We start from the raw sequence: 16,065 nt of genomic DNA, 5'->3' as shown, positions 1-16,065 counted from the left end.
GGGGCTATGCAGGCACAGGCAGCAATCAACAAAATCGCGGCACGTAATAACCGTATCCAAACATTACTTAATGATAGTAATGGTGCAGATGGAACCGTTCGACAAATTCAAGTCGGTAATCAATTAAATGCTGCGCTGATTGCATCCGTTAATGATATGAACCAATCCATGATTGCGACTCAACGGATGTTTGCGATCAAACATCAAATGGAGATTGCTGAAAGAGAGGCCGGACAGGAACAATATGTTCGATTCATGTCTAGTTACACCAATCGAGGGGCGGCAGTCACAGTTCCATCGTCTTTACCACCTGTAAGATGATTATGAATATTTACTATTAATCGTGAGCCTAAAGTAAAGGTTCCACCATCATTACAACCAATCCAATAATTATTATGAAATATTTACTATTAATACCCTTGATTTTGACTGTTTTAAATGGGTGCAGTCAGGAAGAAGTAGATGCTGCCAACTATGTCAAGGAAAAAACACTTAAAGAAGTATCACTAGATAAAAAAACAGAATATTTTAAAAATCATCAAGATGAGTTGAAATTACAAAGGAATAAATGTAACAAAATGCCCAGGCAGGAGTTTAAGAGTTCTTCAGATTGTCAGGCGGTTTTGCGAGCAATAAATAGTCTTGGTTGGTAAGGTATAGCTATGAGTTTTAATACCCTGACTACCACATTATTGAACTTTATTGGTATTTTCTCATTAGGTTATGGGAATCTTTATCCATCAACCTTGTGGTTGTTCCTAGTACTGTTAGGAATAGAGGTGGTTTTGTTTGGTTTATATTGGGCGTTAGGTGCTGGGCAAATTCTGGATGCCATAAAAAAAATATTATTTATCGGTATCTGGTTCTGGATAGTCAGTTCATTTCCTGTATTGGTGAATCAATTTGTGAATTCATTGATTCAGGCCGGTAGTACCGCCGCTGGCGGGTTGACTTTTAATTTACTTGACCCGTCTGCAATAGCAGGAAAAGGACTGGATGTGAGTCAGCCCATTATGGATAAGGTTGAAGCTTTGCCGTGGACTCAAATAGGACAGAAAATTATTATTTCGATTCTGTATTTAATTGTCATGGCCATCTTTCTGTTAATCGCTATTCAGGTTTTTATTACTGTTCTTGAATTTTATTTGATTGTTGCCATAGTCAGTATTTTTTTACCTTTTGGGCTAATGAAACATACTAAATTTCTGGCTGAGAAGTCGATAGGTGCGGTTATTGCTTCCGGTATAAAGATGATGGTTCTGTCGTTTATTTTGAGTGTTTCTGGCCCAGTTATTCTCGCTGCTACTTTAACTGCTACGGCTACGCTTAATGAAATTTTTTCATTAATTTTAACAGTGGGTGCCATTGGTTTTCTTGCCTGGAACGCCCCTGGTATAGCCGCCGGACTCATTGCAGGTTCCCCTTCCCTATCTGCGGGTACTGCTGTTCAAAACACAGTGGCCGGTGGTTTTATGGCCGCGGGAGCGGCGGCTGGGTTAGCGAATGCAACAAGGGCCGCTGCTTCGATGACCGGAGGTGCAGCACGTTTAGGAGCGGCAGCGTATGGTTCGGCTTCTACTGGTGCGAATCTGGCTCTTGCGGCCAGTTCTTCAACAAATCCAGTCAACAGGGCGGCTTCCGCTGCATTGGGTTCTCTTTATGGTATGGGTTCAGCAGCAGGAAATCAAGTGAAAAGCACTGTCTCGAATATGGCAGGTAAGGCAGGAGAAACGCTTTCTAATGCATCAACTAACGGCGCAAGGGTGACAATGGGAATGGATAAAAAAACAACGGCTGCGAGTACATCATCTGAAGCCCCCGCATGGGCCAAACGCACTATGCAGCGAGCCGCTTCAATGCACCATTCAATACCACAGGAAGCTCGGCCTTCAGGCGGCAATATAAACCCTAATTTATAGCATTCACTCTGGAGTTTTAATGTGAAAGAAGCAAAAACAGCAAAATGGGAAAATGAAAATCCCATACCCGAAACGCCCTATCAACGAGCAGAACAGGTTTGGGATGAACGGATAGGGAGTTCAAGAAAGCAAGCTGAGAACTGGCGGATCGCTGCCTTTGGCAGCATGTTTATTTCATTAGTTAGTGTAGGCGGCATGATTTACTTAGGCCAGTTGCCTAAAACGGAAGTTGAGGTTGTTCAAGTTGACCAACTGGGTAATGCCAGGTATTCAGGTCGTGCCGGACAAAGTATGGCGGAATGGCGACCATCAGAAAAACAAATTGAATTTCATTTACGGCGTTTTCTGCGTATGACCCGTTCATTGTCCTCAGATATGATGGTGGTACGGCAAAACTGGCTCGATGCCTATAACTACATTGCCGATGAAGCGGTTAATCAACTGAATTCAGAAACAAGGGCATTATCGCCGTTCAAACGGATGGAAACACAAACGGTCAGTATTTCGATTGAAGATACATTAAGACTTTCACCCGATACTTGGCAAATAGATTGGAGTGAACAAATTTGGTCTAAAAAAGGCGATATGCTGGGAAAAGAACATTGGCGGGGAACCTTTAAGGTTGAAATGCAAATACCCGACAGTAAAGAAAAATTAGCCAAGAATCCATTGGGAATGTACATCACGCATTACTCTTGGTCAAAGGTATTCCGGTAAGCTTTTTTTTAATATTCGTGCATATATTTTTATATACTTTCAAGGATTAATTATGTATTTACATGCTCTATTTATTCTTTCATTTGCCTTTGTTATCAATGGCTGTGCTACTCAAAAACCCATCAGCCGTGATGATTATGTGAAGGCGGTAAAAACTGAATATATTGAACCTGTTCCTAAAGTCGTTACCGTTCCTAAGGTCATAGCAGCGCATCAATTGAGAACGTTTTCCGAAGAAGATCGCAAGAAAAAGCCAAACAACAAGCCGCCTTATCGCATCATTGAAGCGGCTAATGCAGCGGCCACATATAAACCGGATCATTACGGCTATTTCAATGCCATTATGCAATACGATTATGCGGAAGGAGCCTTGTATCAGATTTTTTGTGCTCCGTTTAAACTGACGGATATTCAATTGCAACCAGGTGAAGAGCTGTTAGGCAAGCCTGGTATCGGTGATCCTGTTCGCTGGAAAGCCGGTTCCAGTACATCCTATAAAAACGGCCAAAAGATTCAACATCTATACATTAAGCCAACCCGACCAGACTTGAATACTACGCTGATATTAACCACCAACAGACGGACGTATCATATCGAGCTGCATTCTTATAAGAAAACATATATGTCGGCTGTGTCGTGGATTTACGCGCAAGATGAACTGGATTTATATTCCGCGCAAGCAGAAGAAATACGCCGTGAAAATGAGATGATTCAAACGTCATCAGTAGATATTAGTCATGCTAATTTTAATTACACGATTGAAGTCGATGAAGGCTCGCCAGTCTGGAAACCTGTACGTGTATTTGATAATGGCAAAAAGACCTATATTCAATTTCCTGATGCACTGGCCTCTAGTGAAGCCCCTGCCCTTTATGTTTTGAAGCACGGTGACTTACAGATGGTTAACTATCGGGTAAAAGAAAACTATTACATTGTTGATCGCCTGTTTAATCAAGCTGAATTACGTATTGCCCAAGAAGGCGGCGAAGAAATTGTTTTAATTATGAATGATAACAAAGGTTCTTAAAATGTTCTCATGAGAACATTTTAAAAGGATGAAATTATGTCAGAAACAGATAAAATTAGCCCGGATAGTGCTTCACTTAGAATGTCCACAGCTCAACCTAGACGGTTAAAGCAAGGCCCGATTATCGCACTTGTTTTTGCTGCAATCGGTATCATTATCATTGCTTTTGCTGTCGCTATGCTGAGTGAACCTGATAATGTAGGTGTTGCTGAAGATAACCTGGTTCCAGCCGATGATAATCGGCTGCCTGGCTTTGTAAAAACTGGTCCTAAAAACTATTCAGAGATTCCAAGGCCCGTGCCTAAACTGGGGCCAGCTCTTGAGGGTGATATGGGGCATGTCGGTGTGGTTGCTAAAACAACCACATTTAAACGACCCGTTGCTCCAGCCAAACGTGAATTAACCCCTGAAGAACAACGCCTGATAGCCGAACGCATACAGGCCATGAAAGCCGATGTTTTTTTTCCAGGATTTAATGAAAAAAGAGAGCAAGATTTATCAGAAAAAAATCAAGCTGAATTACATTCCAATTTAGCCGAAAGACGTTCTGCATTGCGTGGTAATCGACCGACTTATTCACCCGATTTATCGGCTCTGAAACAGAAGACGGAATGGGACTCACAGAATAAACAAAGCGATAAATCCAGCTTTCTTGAAAAATACAGTAAAGATTCACCAAATGCTTACTTAAAAGCCGCAATAACTCATCCGGTTTCACCATATGAAGTGAAAGCAGGAACTATCATTCCAACGACATTGATCACGGGTATTAATTCTGATTTGCCAGGTCAAATTGTCGGGCAAGTTCGTGAAAATGTTTTTGATACTGTGACCGGTAATTATCTATTAATTCCTCAAGGAACGCGCTTGGTTGGGCAATATGATTCTGGTGTTGCTTTCGGTCAGGAACGTGTTCTGGTAGTCTGGCAGCGGTTAATTATGCCAAATGGTGCATCTATCAATCTGGAAGGAATGCCTGGTGTTGATTTGACTGGATATGCAGGTTTTAAAGACAAGGTAGACCGCCATTGGTTACAATTAGCTGGGGGGGTTATTTTGTCCAGTATTATGTCCGCCGCCGTCACCTCTTCGCAAGGTAGTCAGACAGGTTTTAGTCCAACTTTGAGTCAAGGTTTTGTATCAAGTATTGGGCAGGATATTAATAGAACTGGTCAAAAAATTGTCGATAAAATGTTAAATCGGCAGCCAACAATAACAATAGCCCCTGGATTTGCAGTGAATGTTTTTGTTAACAAAGACATGATATTGGAACCATATAACGCCAATAGGGGAATGCGTTTTGACACTAATTTTGCAACAAACTAAAGCTGAACCTGAGCTAGTGAATGCTATTAAAAACTATACAAAAGTACATGATGAAATATTGCAAGAAGTCTATGCTAAAGCGATCAAAGAATTTATTGATTCATTCAAAAATATTGCTCCAGGTGAACATCATCCGATCTTTTATGCCAGTCCGTCTGCTGGCTTGACTATTAATCTTAAATTACCCGAAAAATTGAAAAATGAAGCCGTACAATTAGCAACAAAAGAGCAAAGCAGCGCACGTAGATTATACTATACTGCGTTATTACGATTTGCATTAAACAAAAAACTTATCAATTCAAAAGAGGATATAATGCATGGCAATTAGTCTGACTATTCCAAAGGTTTCTGAGCCTGTTCGTGTCAATTTTAAACTTCGTGAAGACTTGGTTAAAAATTTTAATCTTTATGTGAAAGCTGCGAAGGAAGTTAACCCGAGTTGTGATGAATCGATAGTTCTTGAAGCTATTTTAGAACATCATTTAAAGCGAGATAAAGAGTTCAAGAAATGGTTAAAAAACTATTCCCCTGATGCTGATTCAGATGAGACCAAAAGTGGTTCTTCTGATATTAATGGCGATGAAAAAAAAGAAAAAACCAAATCATCTGATTTTCAATCTGGAATGAGTTCGACTATAAAGGATGCAACGTTAGAAACAAGTTAAGTTTAACTTTTTGAATATTTTTATCCTTTTAATTTTTTTCGTTTTTCTGAATTTTATTGACCTGTTTTTCACGATTAAAATCGTTTCAGCCGGTGGTCATGAGTCCAACCCTTTTATACGTGTTTTTATTAATCGTTGGGGGTATTCTGGTCTTTTAGTATTCAAGCTATTGTTTATTATATTTGTTGGCTGGATGGTTTTTAGCCAGTATTTTATGGAACTTGAATTAATAGCCGCGAATATTGTATATATTTGCGGTCTATTCTTTCTTTATAAGGAATATAAGAAGATCACGGCTGAATAGCATGTTTACTAGGTATCTACCCTCTTTGTGGCCTAGTAACTGCTGTAACCAGCCTATTGCATAAACAAAAGGGGTAACGTGGCCAGCTCACCTGGTTACCATAGACGTTACCCCTCGTTCGCAGCCGGTTAGCTCCGGCCCCCTACCGCATCACTCTTGGTTTAAATACCTTGGGTGAAGCCGAAGGCTGAGGGCAAAGCCCTTCATGATTCATCTTTACTCTGATGTGGTGATAGATGTTATCGCAACTGTTTACTTTTTTGCTAATACTAAATTTAGGTTTAAATGTTCTCATGAGAACATTTAAATGATGGTAGAGAAAACTTTTCTTTTGTTCGTATTTGCGATTAACTTTAGACAATTAGTATCGAAATGTTTTATGTTTATAGGAAAGAAGCATTGGATCGAGCACAAATATATTGTGCCCCTCCAGCGCCAACTAAGACCAACAGTCCTACAGCCAAACTTATCGTATAGCGAATTTTGAGGATCAATTTTTTCATAGACACCTCCTTAGTTTTGGTTGCTTTTAGTATGTTGCGGTTCTTGTTGTTAGTGGGAATTCCACCCAGCAGTCGGACGTTTCTCTCAGTCATATGAATCTGTTTATATTCAAGGCTGATAGAACAATCGGTCTTCTCGCTCCAATGCTCCCTCGATAAAAGCAAATGTAGTCTACTCTCCTAAATTTTCTATTTCGAATATGATAATCATTTAAAATTAGACAAAACGATAACACTTAGGATTGTTAGCAGATCATATATCCATCAAAAGGGCATGTTAGTATTATGCGCAAAGTCTTTCTGTCGGTTCTTGTTCTCCTTTTATAACAGTTACAAGGTCACCCAATAAATTTCGTGTTTTAATACGGACTTCTTCGTTATCAATAAGTAGTTGTCTGACTGAACTCTCGTATTTTCCACGATTCTGAAAACCCAATGCTCCTGCAATTTTATTTAATATTGGTGTTTCTCTAACTGGGTAACGCCCAATGATTGAATTGATATCTTGGGCTTCCATATAAGAATCGAATTTTTGTATTTCCGTTTCCCTGATCGATTTCAAGTCTAAATCGAACCCAAAATCGTCTCTATTTTTAATATATTCCCAATCGGGAAATTTAATTTCGGTTCTTACTTTTCGTTCACAAAGACGTGAACATAGTCGTTCTTTATGTGGCTCAATCGCAGTCATGGCTTCTTGTAAGGCTGTGTTTTTCAATATACCCGCGTCCTCTCCTGTTACAGACGCTTGTTTAAGAGCAATTTGATAGATCATATCTGTACCATAATACAGTGACTCTACTGAATAACATGGCAAAGAAAAAATATTGTTTTCTTTCAATTTATCCAATTCATCTTGTTGTCTATCATCTGCATCAATCAAACCAAAAGCTTTAACCCAATGAAGGGTTTCTGTGGAAGTAATACCATTAACAACTCGCTCAACCGCAGTACAATTTCCTTGAGGAATAACAGATATATCAGGAAATAAAATTTGGTAAATATGCTGGTCTAGGCTATTTTGATTTCCTTCTATAAAAAGCAGTGTGCGCCTTGAACCAAGAATATCTTTCTTAACATGATAATCAATGTCATGATCTGCTGATATAAGATCAGCATCCCAAGCAGAAATTTGCGATCCATTCCACTCGCATCCACGTACGACTAACACATTAGATTCAGGGTTATCCATGGGCAAACCAACATCATGAGTCGCAATTATAAATGCACAGTCTGGCCTTTTTTGGAAAAGCGAAGAAAGAAGGGGGGAAATAATAGAACGATGAAGATGTCGCTCCGGTTCATCTATTAAAAACAAGGTATTTTCTTCGGCTGTTAATACATCAGATGCAATTAAAATTGCGTTTCTCTCTCCATCAGAAAGCTCGGCAATACTGTATGGATTTCCATTGTTCTTTCTGGCAAAAACTTTTTCATTTTTTTCAACAAAAATTTTAATTGGTAAATTTGAAAGCTGAAGAAGATGATTTAGTACTTCTATTGGCGGATGATTAGCTTTAGCATATTCTTCTGCACGAGCAGTATTATTCTGATCTATAGCTTTAGCTATTTCACGCGCACGAACGTTTTCTGCATTAATTAAATCAAAAATAACAATCTGCGACTTTTGTACACCATTTTCATCTTTCCATCTGGACTGTATCTGTGAATCTCTGGAATTTATATTTTGTGCAGCTTGCATTCTAGTTGCAGGAGTAAAATCGAGTGCATTTGAGTTAAACCATGTCTGACGATGAGCAGAAATTCGCTTTGCTTTACCTGCATTCTGAGTATAAATCTTATGAATTAACCCCGATTTTCCAGTTCCATTCGCACCAAGAACAAAAAGTATGTCTCCGTTATTTAATGGGATATTTTGAGTCTGATTATCGACACCCGGATAAGAAAAAGAGTATGAACCATCTGGCATTTGGAATTGCTCCTGTCTTATATTTAATCCTACCAGATATGATGACATTTTTTGTAAATTCAAGCCTCGTATTGTTCTGCTCTATATAGTACTTTTTCGCTGTTGCACCGTACCATTGACAATTATTGGTTGCTGGAATACCGCAAACATTCAACGTACGTGCTAAAGCTTTATAACTGGTAATACCTTGGAGTTGTAGTTCTTTGATAATGGACAACACATTTTCGGCAAAACGATCCGCCTTTTCCTGCAACACTTTTGAACGGATAGCCGCCCCGTTTTTGGGGTAGGGCTACCAAGCCTCACCCCTCGGTTCTTTGCCGCCTGTAGAGCCACCTTTGTACGTTGACTTATCATCTCCCGTTCATGTTCGGCCACAGCGGTCAATATATGAATGGTGAGCCGATTGGCTTCCGGCATATCCACAGCCACGAACTCCATACTGCTTTCCATCAGACCAGACCACTGATGAAATAAACATTGCGAGCAAGACGACCTAGTTTAGCAATAACTAAAGCGGCCTTATTCTTTCGGCATTCATCTAACGCTATTAGTAATTCTGGTCGGTTATTTTTTCTACCGCTTTCGATTTCGGTAAAAGACTGGATCAGATCACCACGGCCTTGCTTGTCTGTCGATACGCGGTAATAGGCTATGAATTTCTTGGTTTCCATGCAGAAAAAGATAACAGAAAAGGTCAGGGTTATAAACTACAAAAGGACGTTTGTAGTTTATAACCCTCTCAAAAACGTTCGTTTTTGAGAGAATTGAGAAGATGTGAACAAATCAACCCTATTTATAGCTCAAGTTATCTTAAAACTGTCTCTTGAAATTAATCTCTTAATAATCCATACTTTATATGAGTTTTGGGAGGTTTTATTATGCTGGTTGGTTATGCTCGCGTTTCGACACAAGATCAAAAACAGGATTTACAAACTGACGCACTGGAAGCAGCAGGCTGCGAAAAGGTTTTCACCGAAAAGGCTTCCGGCGCTCAACGAGATCGACCAGAATTAAAAGCAGCTCTCGAATATATTAGAGAAGGGGATACGCTTGTTGTCTGGAAACTCGACCGGTTAGCTCGCTCTATTAAGCAACTAATCGAAACAGTCGAAGATTTAGAAAATCGAGGGATAGGGTTTAAATCCCTGACTGAAAATATTGATACCACTACATCAGGCGGCAAGTTGATCTTCCATATTTTTGCATCATTAGCAGAATTTGAACGATCGATTATCAAAGAACGAACCAAGGCTGGGCTTGATGCAGCCAGAGCCAGAGGCAAGAAAGGAGGGAGGCCACCCGCTCTAACGGATAAAGATATTCAGGCTGCTAAAGCCATGCTCGCCGACCCTGATATTACAGTCGAGGAAGTAGCTGCCCGGTTAAAAGTAGCCCCGTCCACACTCTACCGACATTTACCTGGCGGTAGAGGGGGGATTTGATAATGAAATATTCATTACACTTCACAAGTATATTTTTATCTTATACATTTTAAATATAAATACTAAAAGGACATCACATGGCAAAGGCAAAAAACACCAAAGAAGAACTGTTAGAAAAACAGCTTTGGAAAGCCGCTGACAAACTACGAAAAAATATTGATGCAGCAGAATATAAGCATGTGGTACTCGGCTTAATATTCCTTAAATATATTTCGGATTCATTTGAAGAACTTTTCGCCAAACTGCAAGCAGGTGTTGGTGAATATGCCGGAGCCGATCCTGAAGACAAGGACGAATACAAGGCGGAAAATGTTTTCTTCGTACCGCCAGAAGCCCGTTGGTCATTTTTACTTGCTAAAGCTAAACAACCTGAAATTGGCAAATTTATTGATGCCGCAATGGATGCCATTGAAAAAGAAAATTCTTCGCTCAAAGGCGTATTACCCAAAGTTTATGCGCGGCAAAATCTTGATCCAACTAATCTGGGCGGCCTAATTGATCTGGTCGGCAATATAGCGCTTGGTGATGCCAAATCACGAAGTGCCGATATTCTAGGGCATGTGTTTGAATATTTCCTCGGTGAATTTGCCTTGGCGGAAGGCAAGCAAGGCGGACAGTTCTATACGCCTCGTAGTATCGTAGAATTATTGGTTTCTATGCTGGAACCCTACAAAGGTCGCGTCTTTGATCCCTGTTGTGGTTCGGGCGGGATGTTTGTGCAATCAGAAAAATTTGTCGAAGAACATCAGGGCAAAATCAACGATATTTCCATTTACGGCCAGGAAAGCAACCAGACCACCTGGCGGCTGGCAAAAATGAACCTGGCCATTCGTGGCATTGATAGCTCACAAGTCAAATGGAACAACGAAGGATCATTCTTAAATGATGCCCATAAAGACCTAAAAGCCGATTTCATTATTGCCAATCCACCTTTTAATGACAGCGACTGGAGCGGTGATTTACTGCGTAATGATGGCAGGTGGCAATATGGAACCCCACCATCCGGTAGCGCTAATTTTGCCTGGCTCCAGCATTTTATTTATCACCTGTCCCCAACCGGCAAAGCCGGGATCGTTTTAGCCAAAGGCGCACTGACCAGCAAAACCAGTGGTGAAGGCGACATTCGCAGAGCCTTAATCGAAGATGGTAATTTAATTGATTGCATCGTAAACCTGCCCGCCAAGTTGTTTTTGAATACCCAGATTCCGGCGGCACTGTGGTTTATGAACCGTTCCAGAAGCAACGGCCATCCATGCAAAAATGAAATTCTGTTCATTGATGCTCGCAATATGGGGTATCTAATTAACCGCCGTACCCGTGAACTGTCGTACGAGGATATTAAGGGAATCGCCGACACCTACCATGCCTGGCGAACCGGTGAAGGTGAGTATGAAGACATTAAGGGATTTTGCGCATCCACTCCAATTGAGCGAGTCAAGGAACTGGATTATGTCTTAACACCGGGACGCTATGTTGGCTTGTCAATAGAAGAAGATGATTTCGATTTCAAGGAACGCTTTACTGCGCTGAAAGCAGAATTTGACGCGCAGTTAGCGGAAGAAGCCGAGCTGAATAAAGCCATTGCTGAAAATCTGGCGAAGGTGAGGTTATGAGTGAGTGGAATCAAACTACTCTTGGGGCAATTTCATCAAAAATTGGTAGTGGGGCTACACCAAGAGGTGGGAGTAATGCTTACAAAGAAGCTGGAATATCCTTAATTCGTAGTCAAAATGTTTTAGACTTTCAGTTTTCAAAAAATGGCTTAGCTTTCATTGACGAAACTCAAGCTTATGAACTAAAAAACGTAACTGTTGAGAAAAATGATGTATTACTGAACATAACAGGAGATAGTGTGGCTCGATGCTGCTTAGTACCGAATTCGATCTTACCCGCAAGAGTTAATCAGCATGTATCTATAGTTCGTTTGAATTCAGAACAGGCCGATTATTTATTTATTCTTTACTTGCTTCAAGCGATGAAAGAGGAGCTTTTATCGCAATCAGAAATAGGCGCTACAAGACGAGCGCTAACAAAAGGAATGATCGAAAACTTTGAAATAGCCCTTCCACTCCTTCCAGAACAAAAAGCCATAGCCTCCGTCCTGTCCAGTCTAGACGATAAAATCGACCTTCTGCACCGCCAGAACAAAACCCTGGAGGCGATGGCGGAAACGTTGTTTCGCCAGTGGTTTATTGAGGAGGCACAGGAGGATTGGGAGGAGAAGCCATTAAGCAACGTTGCTAATTTCTTGAATGGTCTAGCTTGTCAGAAATTTCCACCTAAAAATGATTTAGAAAAACTCCCAGTTTTAAAAATCAAGGAACTTAGCAATGGAATTTCAGAATCATCTGATTGGGTTACGAGCGAGGTTAAACCTGAATATATTGTAGAAAATGGTGATGTAATTTTTGCATGGTCAGCATCATTGATGGTTAAAGTTTGGGATGGTGAAAGGTGCGTGTTGAATCAACACCTTTTTAAGGTTGCCTCAGATGATTTTCCAAAGTGGTTTTATCTCATGTGGTGCAAACACCACCTTGATGAATTCATATCCATTTCAAGAAGCCATGCAACCACAATGGGGCATATCAAACGCGGCGACTTGGATACAGCAATAGTTTTGATTCCTTCTCCTGAAGAAATCGAAGCCATGTCAAAACAAATGAATCCTATACTCGACAAGGAAATAGCAAATTCAAAACAAATAAAATCACTAGAAAAACTCCGTGATACCCTATTACCCAAACTGATGAGCGGTGAAGTTCGGATACAATATGACAAGGAGTTAAAAACATGACGAATTCAGAACTAATAAAACAACTCTTCTTGTCATTTAATAACAAGGATAACGAAGCCTTTATACAGACAGCAAGAGAATATATTGAAAGGGAAAAACGCAAGAAACATACAATTGTTGCCAAGGAGCTTGAAAAAGCACTGTATCAATCTGCGTGCGTTTCGAACAATGCAAAACGCTTCAAACAAAGCCTTCCGATTCCAAGAGATACGGAGAAAGGCTTTCCTTTGTTGGAAATACAGCATTTTGAACAGGATTTCGACAGCCTTATTTTATCCAGTTACACCAAAGACCAGCTAGAACGCATTGTCCGTGAATTTAAGGATGCAGATATTTTAGCGACCTATAACCTAAGCTATAAAAAGAAAATTCTGCTCTGTGGGGATCCAGGAACAGGCAAAACATTTTCCGCACAAATCATTAGCTCTATGCTAAATATTCCCTTAGTTTATATTCGTTTTGATGCAATTATCTCATCCTATTTGGGAGAAACAGCAGGAAATCTACGAAAAGTTTTTGATTTTATTGAAAACGATACTTGGATAGTACTCTTTGATGAATTTGATATTATCGGCAAAAACCGTGATGACGCTTATGAACATGGCGAAATCAAACGGGTGGTCAATAACTTTTTGCAAATGCTGGATAACTTCAAAGGCGATAGCATCTTGTTTGCTGCCACTAATCACCAGAATATGCTCGACAGTGCTATTTGGAGGCGCTTCGATGCAGTTATTGATTATGTACTGCCTGATGAAGAAGCTCGTAAAAAACTTTTTGAGCGTTTTTTACGACCAATCAAACGCGATAAAAAAATTAACCTATCAAAAGCTGCAATAACCAGTCAGGGATTATCACCAGCGGATATAAAAATGGTCACAGAAGAGGCTATGAAGTCCGTCATTATTGATGCAAGAAACATTTTGGAAATGGGGGACTTGGAAACAGCAATTGAACAATTTATCCGCCGAGAAAAAATTAAAAAAAATGGACAGAGGGATGAATAATGGAAAAACATCAACATCTGAAACTCCCTTTATTTCAAGATAATATTGAACGGCAAAAACGTAGGAATACTGGGGGTGGGTTCTCATTACCGCAAGGTAGAAACAAAGCCCACTTTTCACAACAAGCAACCCAAAAAGCCGAAAGCTTAAGCAGTAAATTTTCCACATTAAAAAACCAGCTTTCCGGGAAAATTGACCCCACGTTGATATTTGAAATAGAAATCAACCAAAGCGTCTCGCCTGATGCTTTTGAGAAAACGTTGGTATCTATGGGTATCCATGTTTTATCAGTTGCAGAAGGGAGAAAGGGCTTTTGGGTTGTATTCAGCGACGATGATGACTTAAGCCGATTCAAAAAAAAACTGAGCACGTATGGCTCAGAGGAAGGAGCAAACTACGATTTTTTCCATGCCATTGAGTCATTTGATGAAATCCCATTGGAAGAAAAGATTGGTGAACGACTAAAAATACAACCTTTGGATGATACTGCTGATTTTATTGATCTTGAATTGTGGAAAATGGATGATAAGCAGAGAAATGAACGGTTCATCCAACAAATGAAAGAATCTTACCCTGATTTTTCCCAATTCAGAATTTCTGACACTCTGATAACAAAATCCTTTGTCTTACTCAGGGTAAAACTCACTAAAACTATTTTTGATGAAGTCATTCAATTAAAAGAAGTTGCCCGTGCCGATAGGCCTTCTATGGTTCAATTTAACCCCTTTGAAATGATGCAACCCGATGTGGAAAGCATTGAATTCAAAGCACCTGAAGAAAATGCTACAGGAATTTTAGTGATTGATTCAGGGATTGTTTCTAATCATCCTATGCTGCAAACATGTGTTGGCGATGAAGAAAACTTCCAATCGGGAGAAACAGAAACACAAGATACTGTTGGACATGGAACCGCCGTGGCCGGTTGTGCTGTTTATGGTGATATTGAGGAGTGCCTGAATAACAAAAACTTTTCCCCTTCAAACTGGCTATTCTCTGCCAAGGTGATGTATGCAGAAACAAATGGTATTACAGGGACAGTATCGGCAGTTTATGATCCAGAAAAACTAATCGAACATCAGTTTAAAGATGCTGTAGAAAACTTCTTATCCAACTCTGAGTACCAAATCAAAGTAGTCAACATTTCGTTAGGTAATCACCATGAAATATGGCACAAGCATTATTCTCGTCAATTGCCACTGGCAGCTTTGATTGATGAACTTGCCTTTACTTTTCCTCACGTTGTTTTCATAGTATCTGCTGGTAATCAATCCCCGCTAAATTTTTTTGAACCCATTAATGAAATTACTGAAAACTATCCACGATATCTTATAGAAAATGAAGATTTTAAGATCATAAACCCCGCAACATCTGCTCTGGCATTGAGTATTGGCTCAATTGCAGATGAAATTCGAATTGAAAATGAGCGATATGGTGCGGAGGATATTAAAACAGCAATAGCAAAATACAATCAACCCTCCCCATTTACTAGAACTGGTTTTGGAATCAATGGAATGATTAAACCGGAGTTGGTTGAATACGGGGGAAACCTGATTCTTTCAGACAATTATGGACGTATTGTGGAAGATAAAGGCGGTAAGCTTGCTCTTTTAAATAATAGGGTGATGGATAATATTATCCAATTTTATACAGGCACAAGCTTTTCGGCACCAAAGGTTGCTCATCTTGCTGGGAAAATAGCTAACCATTTTCCGGATAAATCAGCCAACTTTATTAAGAACATGTTGTTGGCAGGAGCAGATTACCCTTTCTCGCCAAATAAGGATTTTTATTGCACTGAAAACAAGAAAAAAGCTGAACAATGTCATTTGTCTGTTTGTGGTTACGGATTGAGCAATTACGATAAATCTTTATATTCCTTCGATAACCGAGCAGTTCTTTGGGATGAAGGGAAAATCGCACTTAACCAAATCAAGGTTTATTCACTCCAACTACCAGAACTTTTTTTTACTGAATCCGGAAAGAAAAAAATAAGCATCACCCTTACTTTTACGCCTGAAACCCGTGCAACACGTGGTGATAGTTATTTAGGTAACCGCATGGAATTTCACCTATTTCATTCAGTGAATCCCCAGATCTTAATAGAAAAATATGGTGTAATTTCAGAAAATTCTGAACAGATCGGAGTACCTAATGATTTGAAAAAATACGAGATCGATTTTTTTCCAGGCGCAAACATCAGAAAAGCAGGTTGTCACCAAAAGGCATGGAAATTATATCAGAGAGAACCTAATAGCAGACCTTCCTCGCCTGTATCACTGGTTCTTTTGAATTTTAATAAATGGATAACGGATGCAAACAGAGAGCAAGATTATTGCATTTCAGTGATATTTGAGCATGAAAAAGAAATAGAACTTTATAATGCCATCAGAACAAATATTCAGACAAGAACAAGGGTTAGATAAGA

At 39.7% G+C, this 16,065-nt stretch carries 17 protein-coding genes and 1 pseudogene; 14 read left to right on the top strand and 4 right to left on the bottom strand.

The window, feature by feature from the left end; genetic code table 11:
* The 9 genes and pseudogenes from JEU79_RS25095 to JEU79_RS29065 all read left to right on the top strand — a co-directional run.
* Nucleotides 1–321: pseudogene (locus tag JEU79_RS25095) on the top strand (hypothetical protein); the annotation flags it as partial.
* 74 nt (nucleotides 322–395) lie between these two features.
* Nucleotides 396–653, top strand: a complete 258-nt coding sequence (locus JEU79_RS25090) for an EexN family lipoprotein (RefSeq protein ID WP_198266643.1) — start codon at nucleotides 396–398, stop codon at nucleotides 651–653.
* Between the two features lie 9 nt (nucleotides 654–662).
* Entirely contained in the window at nucleotides 663–1,919 is a 1,257-nt protein-coding gene (locus tag JEU79_RS25085; RefSeq protein ID WP_198266642.1) for a type IV secretion system protein, read from the top strand.
* A gap of 21 nt (nucleotides 1,920–1,940) precedes the next feature.
* Nucleotides 1,941–2,636 carry a conjugal transfer protein TrbF gene (gene trbF / locus JEU79_RS25080; RefSeq protein WP_174484153.1) on the top strand — a complete coding sequence of 232 codons (696 nt, stop codon included), beginning with the start codon at nucleotides 1,941–1,943 and terminating at the stop codon, nucleotides 2,634–2,636.
* Between the two features lie 52 nt (nucleotides 2,637–2,688).
* Nucleotides 2,689–3,663: a P-type conjugative transfer protein TrbG gene (trbG, locus tag JEU79_RS25075; RefSeq protein ID WP_198266641.1), complete on the top strand. Its 975-nt coding sequence runs from the start codon at nucleotides 2,689–2,691 to the stop codon at nucleotides 3,661–3,663.
* A 36-nt stretch (nucleotides 3,664–3,699) separates the two neighbouring features.
* Nucleotides 3,700–4,989 (top strand): TraB/TrbI/VirB10 family type IV secretion system protein, encoded by a 1,290-nt coding sequence (locus tag JEU79_RS25070; protein ID WP_198266640.1) that lies wholly within the window; start codon nucleotides 3,700–3,702, stop codon nucleotides 4,987–4,989.
* Nucleotides 4,990–5,005: 16 nt separating this feature from the next.
* On the top strand, nucleotides 5,006–5,317 hold the full coding sequence (locus JEU79_RS25065; protein WP_214660678.1) for a chalcone isomerase family protein: 312 nt from the start codon (nucleotides 5,006–5,008) through the stop codon (nucleotides 5,315–5,317).
* Nucleotides 5,307–5,654: a hypothetical protein gene (locus JEU79_RS25060; protein WP_198266638.1), complete on the top strand. Its 348-nt coding sequence runs from the start codon at nucleotides 5,307–5,309 to the stop codon at nucleotides 5,652–5,654. The genes JEU79_RS25065 and JEU79_RS25060 overlap by 11 nt, the downstream gene beginning before the upstream one ends.
* Before the next feature lie 10 nt (nucleotides 5,655–5,664).
* Nucleotides 5,665–5,958, top strand: a complete 294-nt coding sequence (locus tag JEU79_RS29065; protein WP_425511205.1) for a DUF5658 family protein — start codon at nucleotides 5,665–5,667, stop codon at nucleotides 5,956–5,958.
* A 786-nt stretch (nucleotides 5,959–6,744) separates the two neighbouring features.
* On the opposite strand, the gene JEU79_RS25055 is transcribed toward JEU79_RS29065, so the two are convergent.
* Genes JEU79_RS25055 through JEU79_RS27875 form a run of 4 tightly spaced genes read right to left on the bottom strand, consistent with a single transcriptional unit; the run spans nucleotide 6,745 to nucleotide 9,065 of the window.
* The gene (locus JEU79_RS25055; RefSeq protein WP_198266637.1) at nucleotides 6,745–8,391 is read right to left on the bottom strand and encodes an AAA family ATPase; all 1,647 of its coding nucleotides are present in this window, start codon (nucleotides 8,389–8,391) and stop codon (nucleotides 6,745–6,747) included.
* Complete coding sequence (locus JEU79_RS25050) at nucleotides 8,348–8,647, bottom strand: hypothetical protein (RefSeq protein WP_198266649.1); 300 nt, start codon at nucleotides 8,645–8,647, stop codon at nucleotides 8,348–8,350. The genes JEU79_RS25055 and JEU79_RS25050 overlap by 44 nt, the downstream gene beginning before the upstream one ends.
* Nucleotides 8,554–8,811 carry a recombinase family protein gene (locus JEU79_RS27880; protein WP_281401117.1) on the bottom strand — a complete coding sequence of 86 codons (258 nt, stop codon included), beginning with the start codon at nucleotides 8,809–8,811 and terminating at the stop codon, nucleotides 8,554–8,556. The genes JEU79_RS25050 and JEU79_RS27880 overlap by 94 nt, the downstream gene beginning before the upstream one ends.
* Nucleotides 8,812–8,843: 32 nt before the next feature.
* Nucleotides 8,844–9,065, bottom strand: coding sequence for a recombinase family protein (locus JEU79_RS27875; protein WP_281401116.1), 222 nt, complete (start codon nucleotides 9,063–9,065; stop codon nucleotides 8,844–8,846).
* Between the two features lie 207 nt (nucleotides 9,066–9,272).
* Between JEU79_RS27875 and JEU79_RS25040 the strand changes: the two genes are divergently transcribed.
* From JEU79_RS25040 to JEU79_RS25020, 5 genes are all read left to right on the top strand, one after another.
* Nucleotides 9,273–9,836 carry a recombinase family protein gene (locus JEU79_RS25040; protein WP_198266636.1) on the top strand — a complete coding sequence of 188 codons (564 nt, stop codon included), beginning with the start codon at nucleotides 9,273–9,275 and terminating at the stop codon, nucleotides 9,834–9,836.
* Nucleotides 9,837–9,913: 77 nt separating this feature from the next.
* A complete protein-coding gene (locus JEU79_RS25035) occupies nucleotides 9,914–11,449 on the top strand; it encodes a type I restriction-modification system subunit M (protein ID WP_198266635.1) in 1,536 nt (511 codons plus the stop codon).
* Nucleotides 11,446–12,633, top strand: a complete 1,188-nt coding sequence (locus tag JEU79_RS25030) for a restriction endonuclease subunit S (protein ID WP_198266634.1) — start codon at nucleotides 11,446–11,448, stop codon at nucleotides 12,631–12,633. Before JEU79_RS25035 ends, JEU79_RS25030 begins: the two co-directional genes overlap by 4 nt.
* The gene (locus JEU79_RS25025; protein ID WP_198266633.1) at nucleotides 12,630–13,640 is read left to right on the top strand and encodes an AAA family ATPase; all 1,011 of its coding nucleotides are present in this window, start codon (nucleotides 12,630–12,632) and stop codon (nucleotides 13,638–13,640) included. The genes JEU79_RS25030 and JEU79_RS25025 overlap by 4 nt, the downstream gene beginning before the upstream one ends.
* Nucleotides 13,640–16,063, top strand: a complete 2,424-nt coding sequence (locus JEU79_RS25020) for a S8 family peptidase (RefSeq protein WP_198266632.1) — start codon at nucleotides 13,640–13,642, stop codon at nucleotides 16,061–16,063. The genes JEU79_RS25025 and JEU79_RS25020 overlap by 1 nt, the downstream gene beginning before the upstream one ends.
* The last annotated feature ends 2 nt before the right edge of the window (nucleotides 16,064–16,065 follow it).

This window comes from sulfur-oxidizing endosymbiont of Gigantopelta aegis (genome assembly GCF_016097415.1).
Classification (GTDB): Bacteria; Pseudomonadota; Gammaproteobacteria; order GRL18; family GRL18; genus GRL18.
The sequence above is the reverse complement of the archived record's forward strand: the minus strand, read 5'-3'. Positions and strand labels throughout refer to the sequence as shown.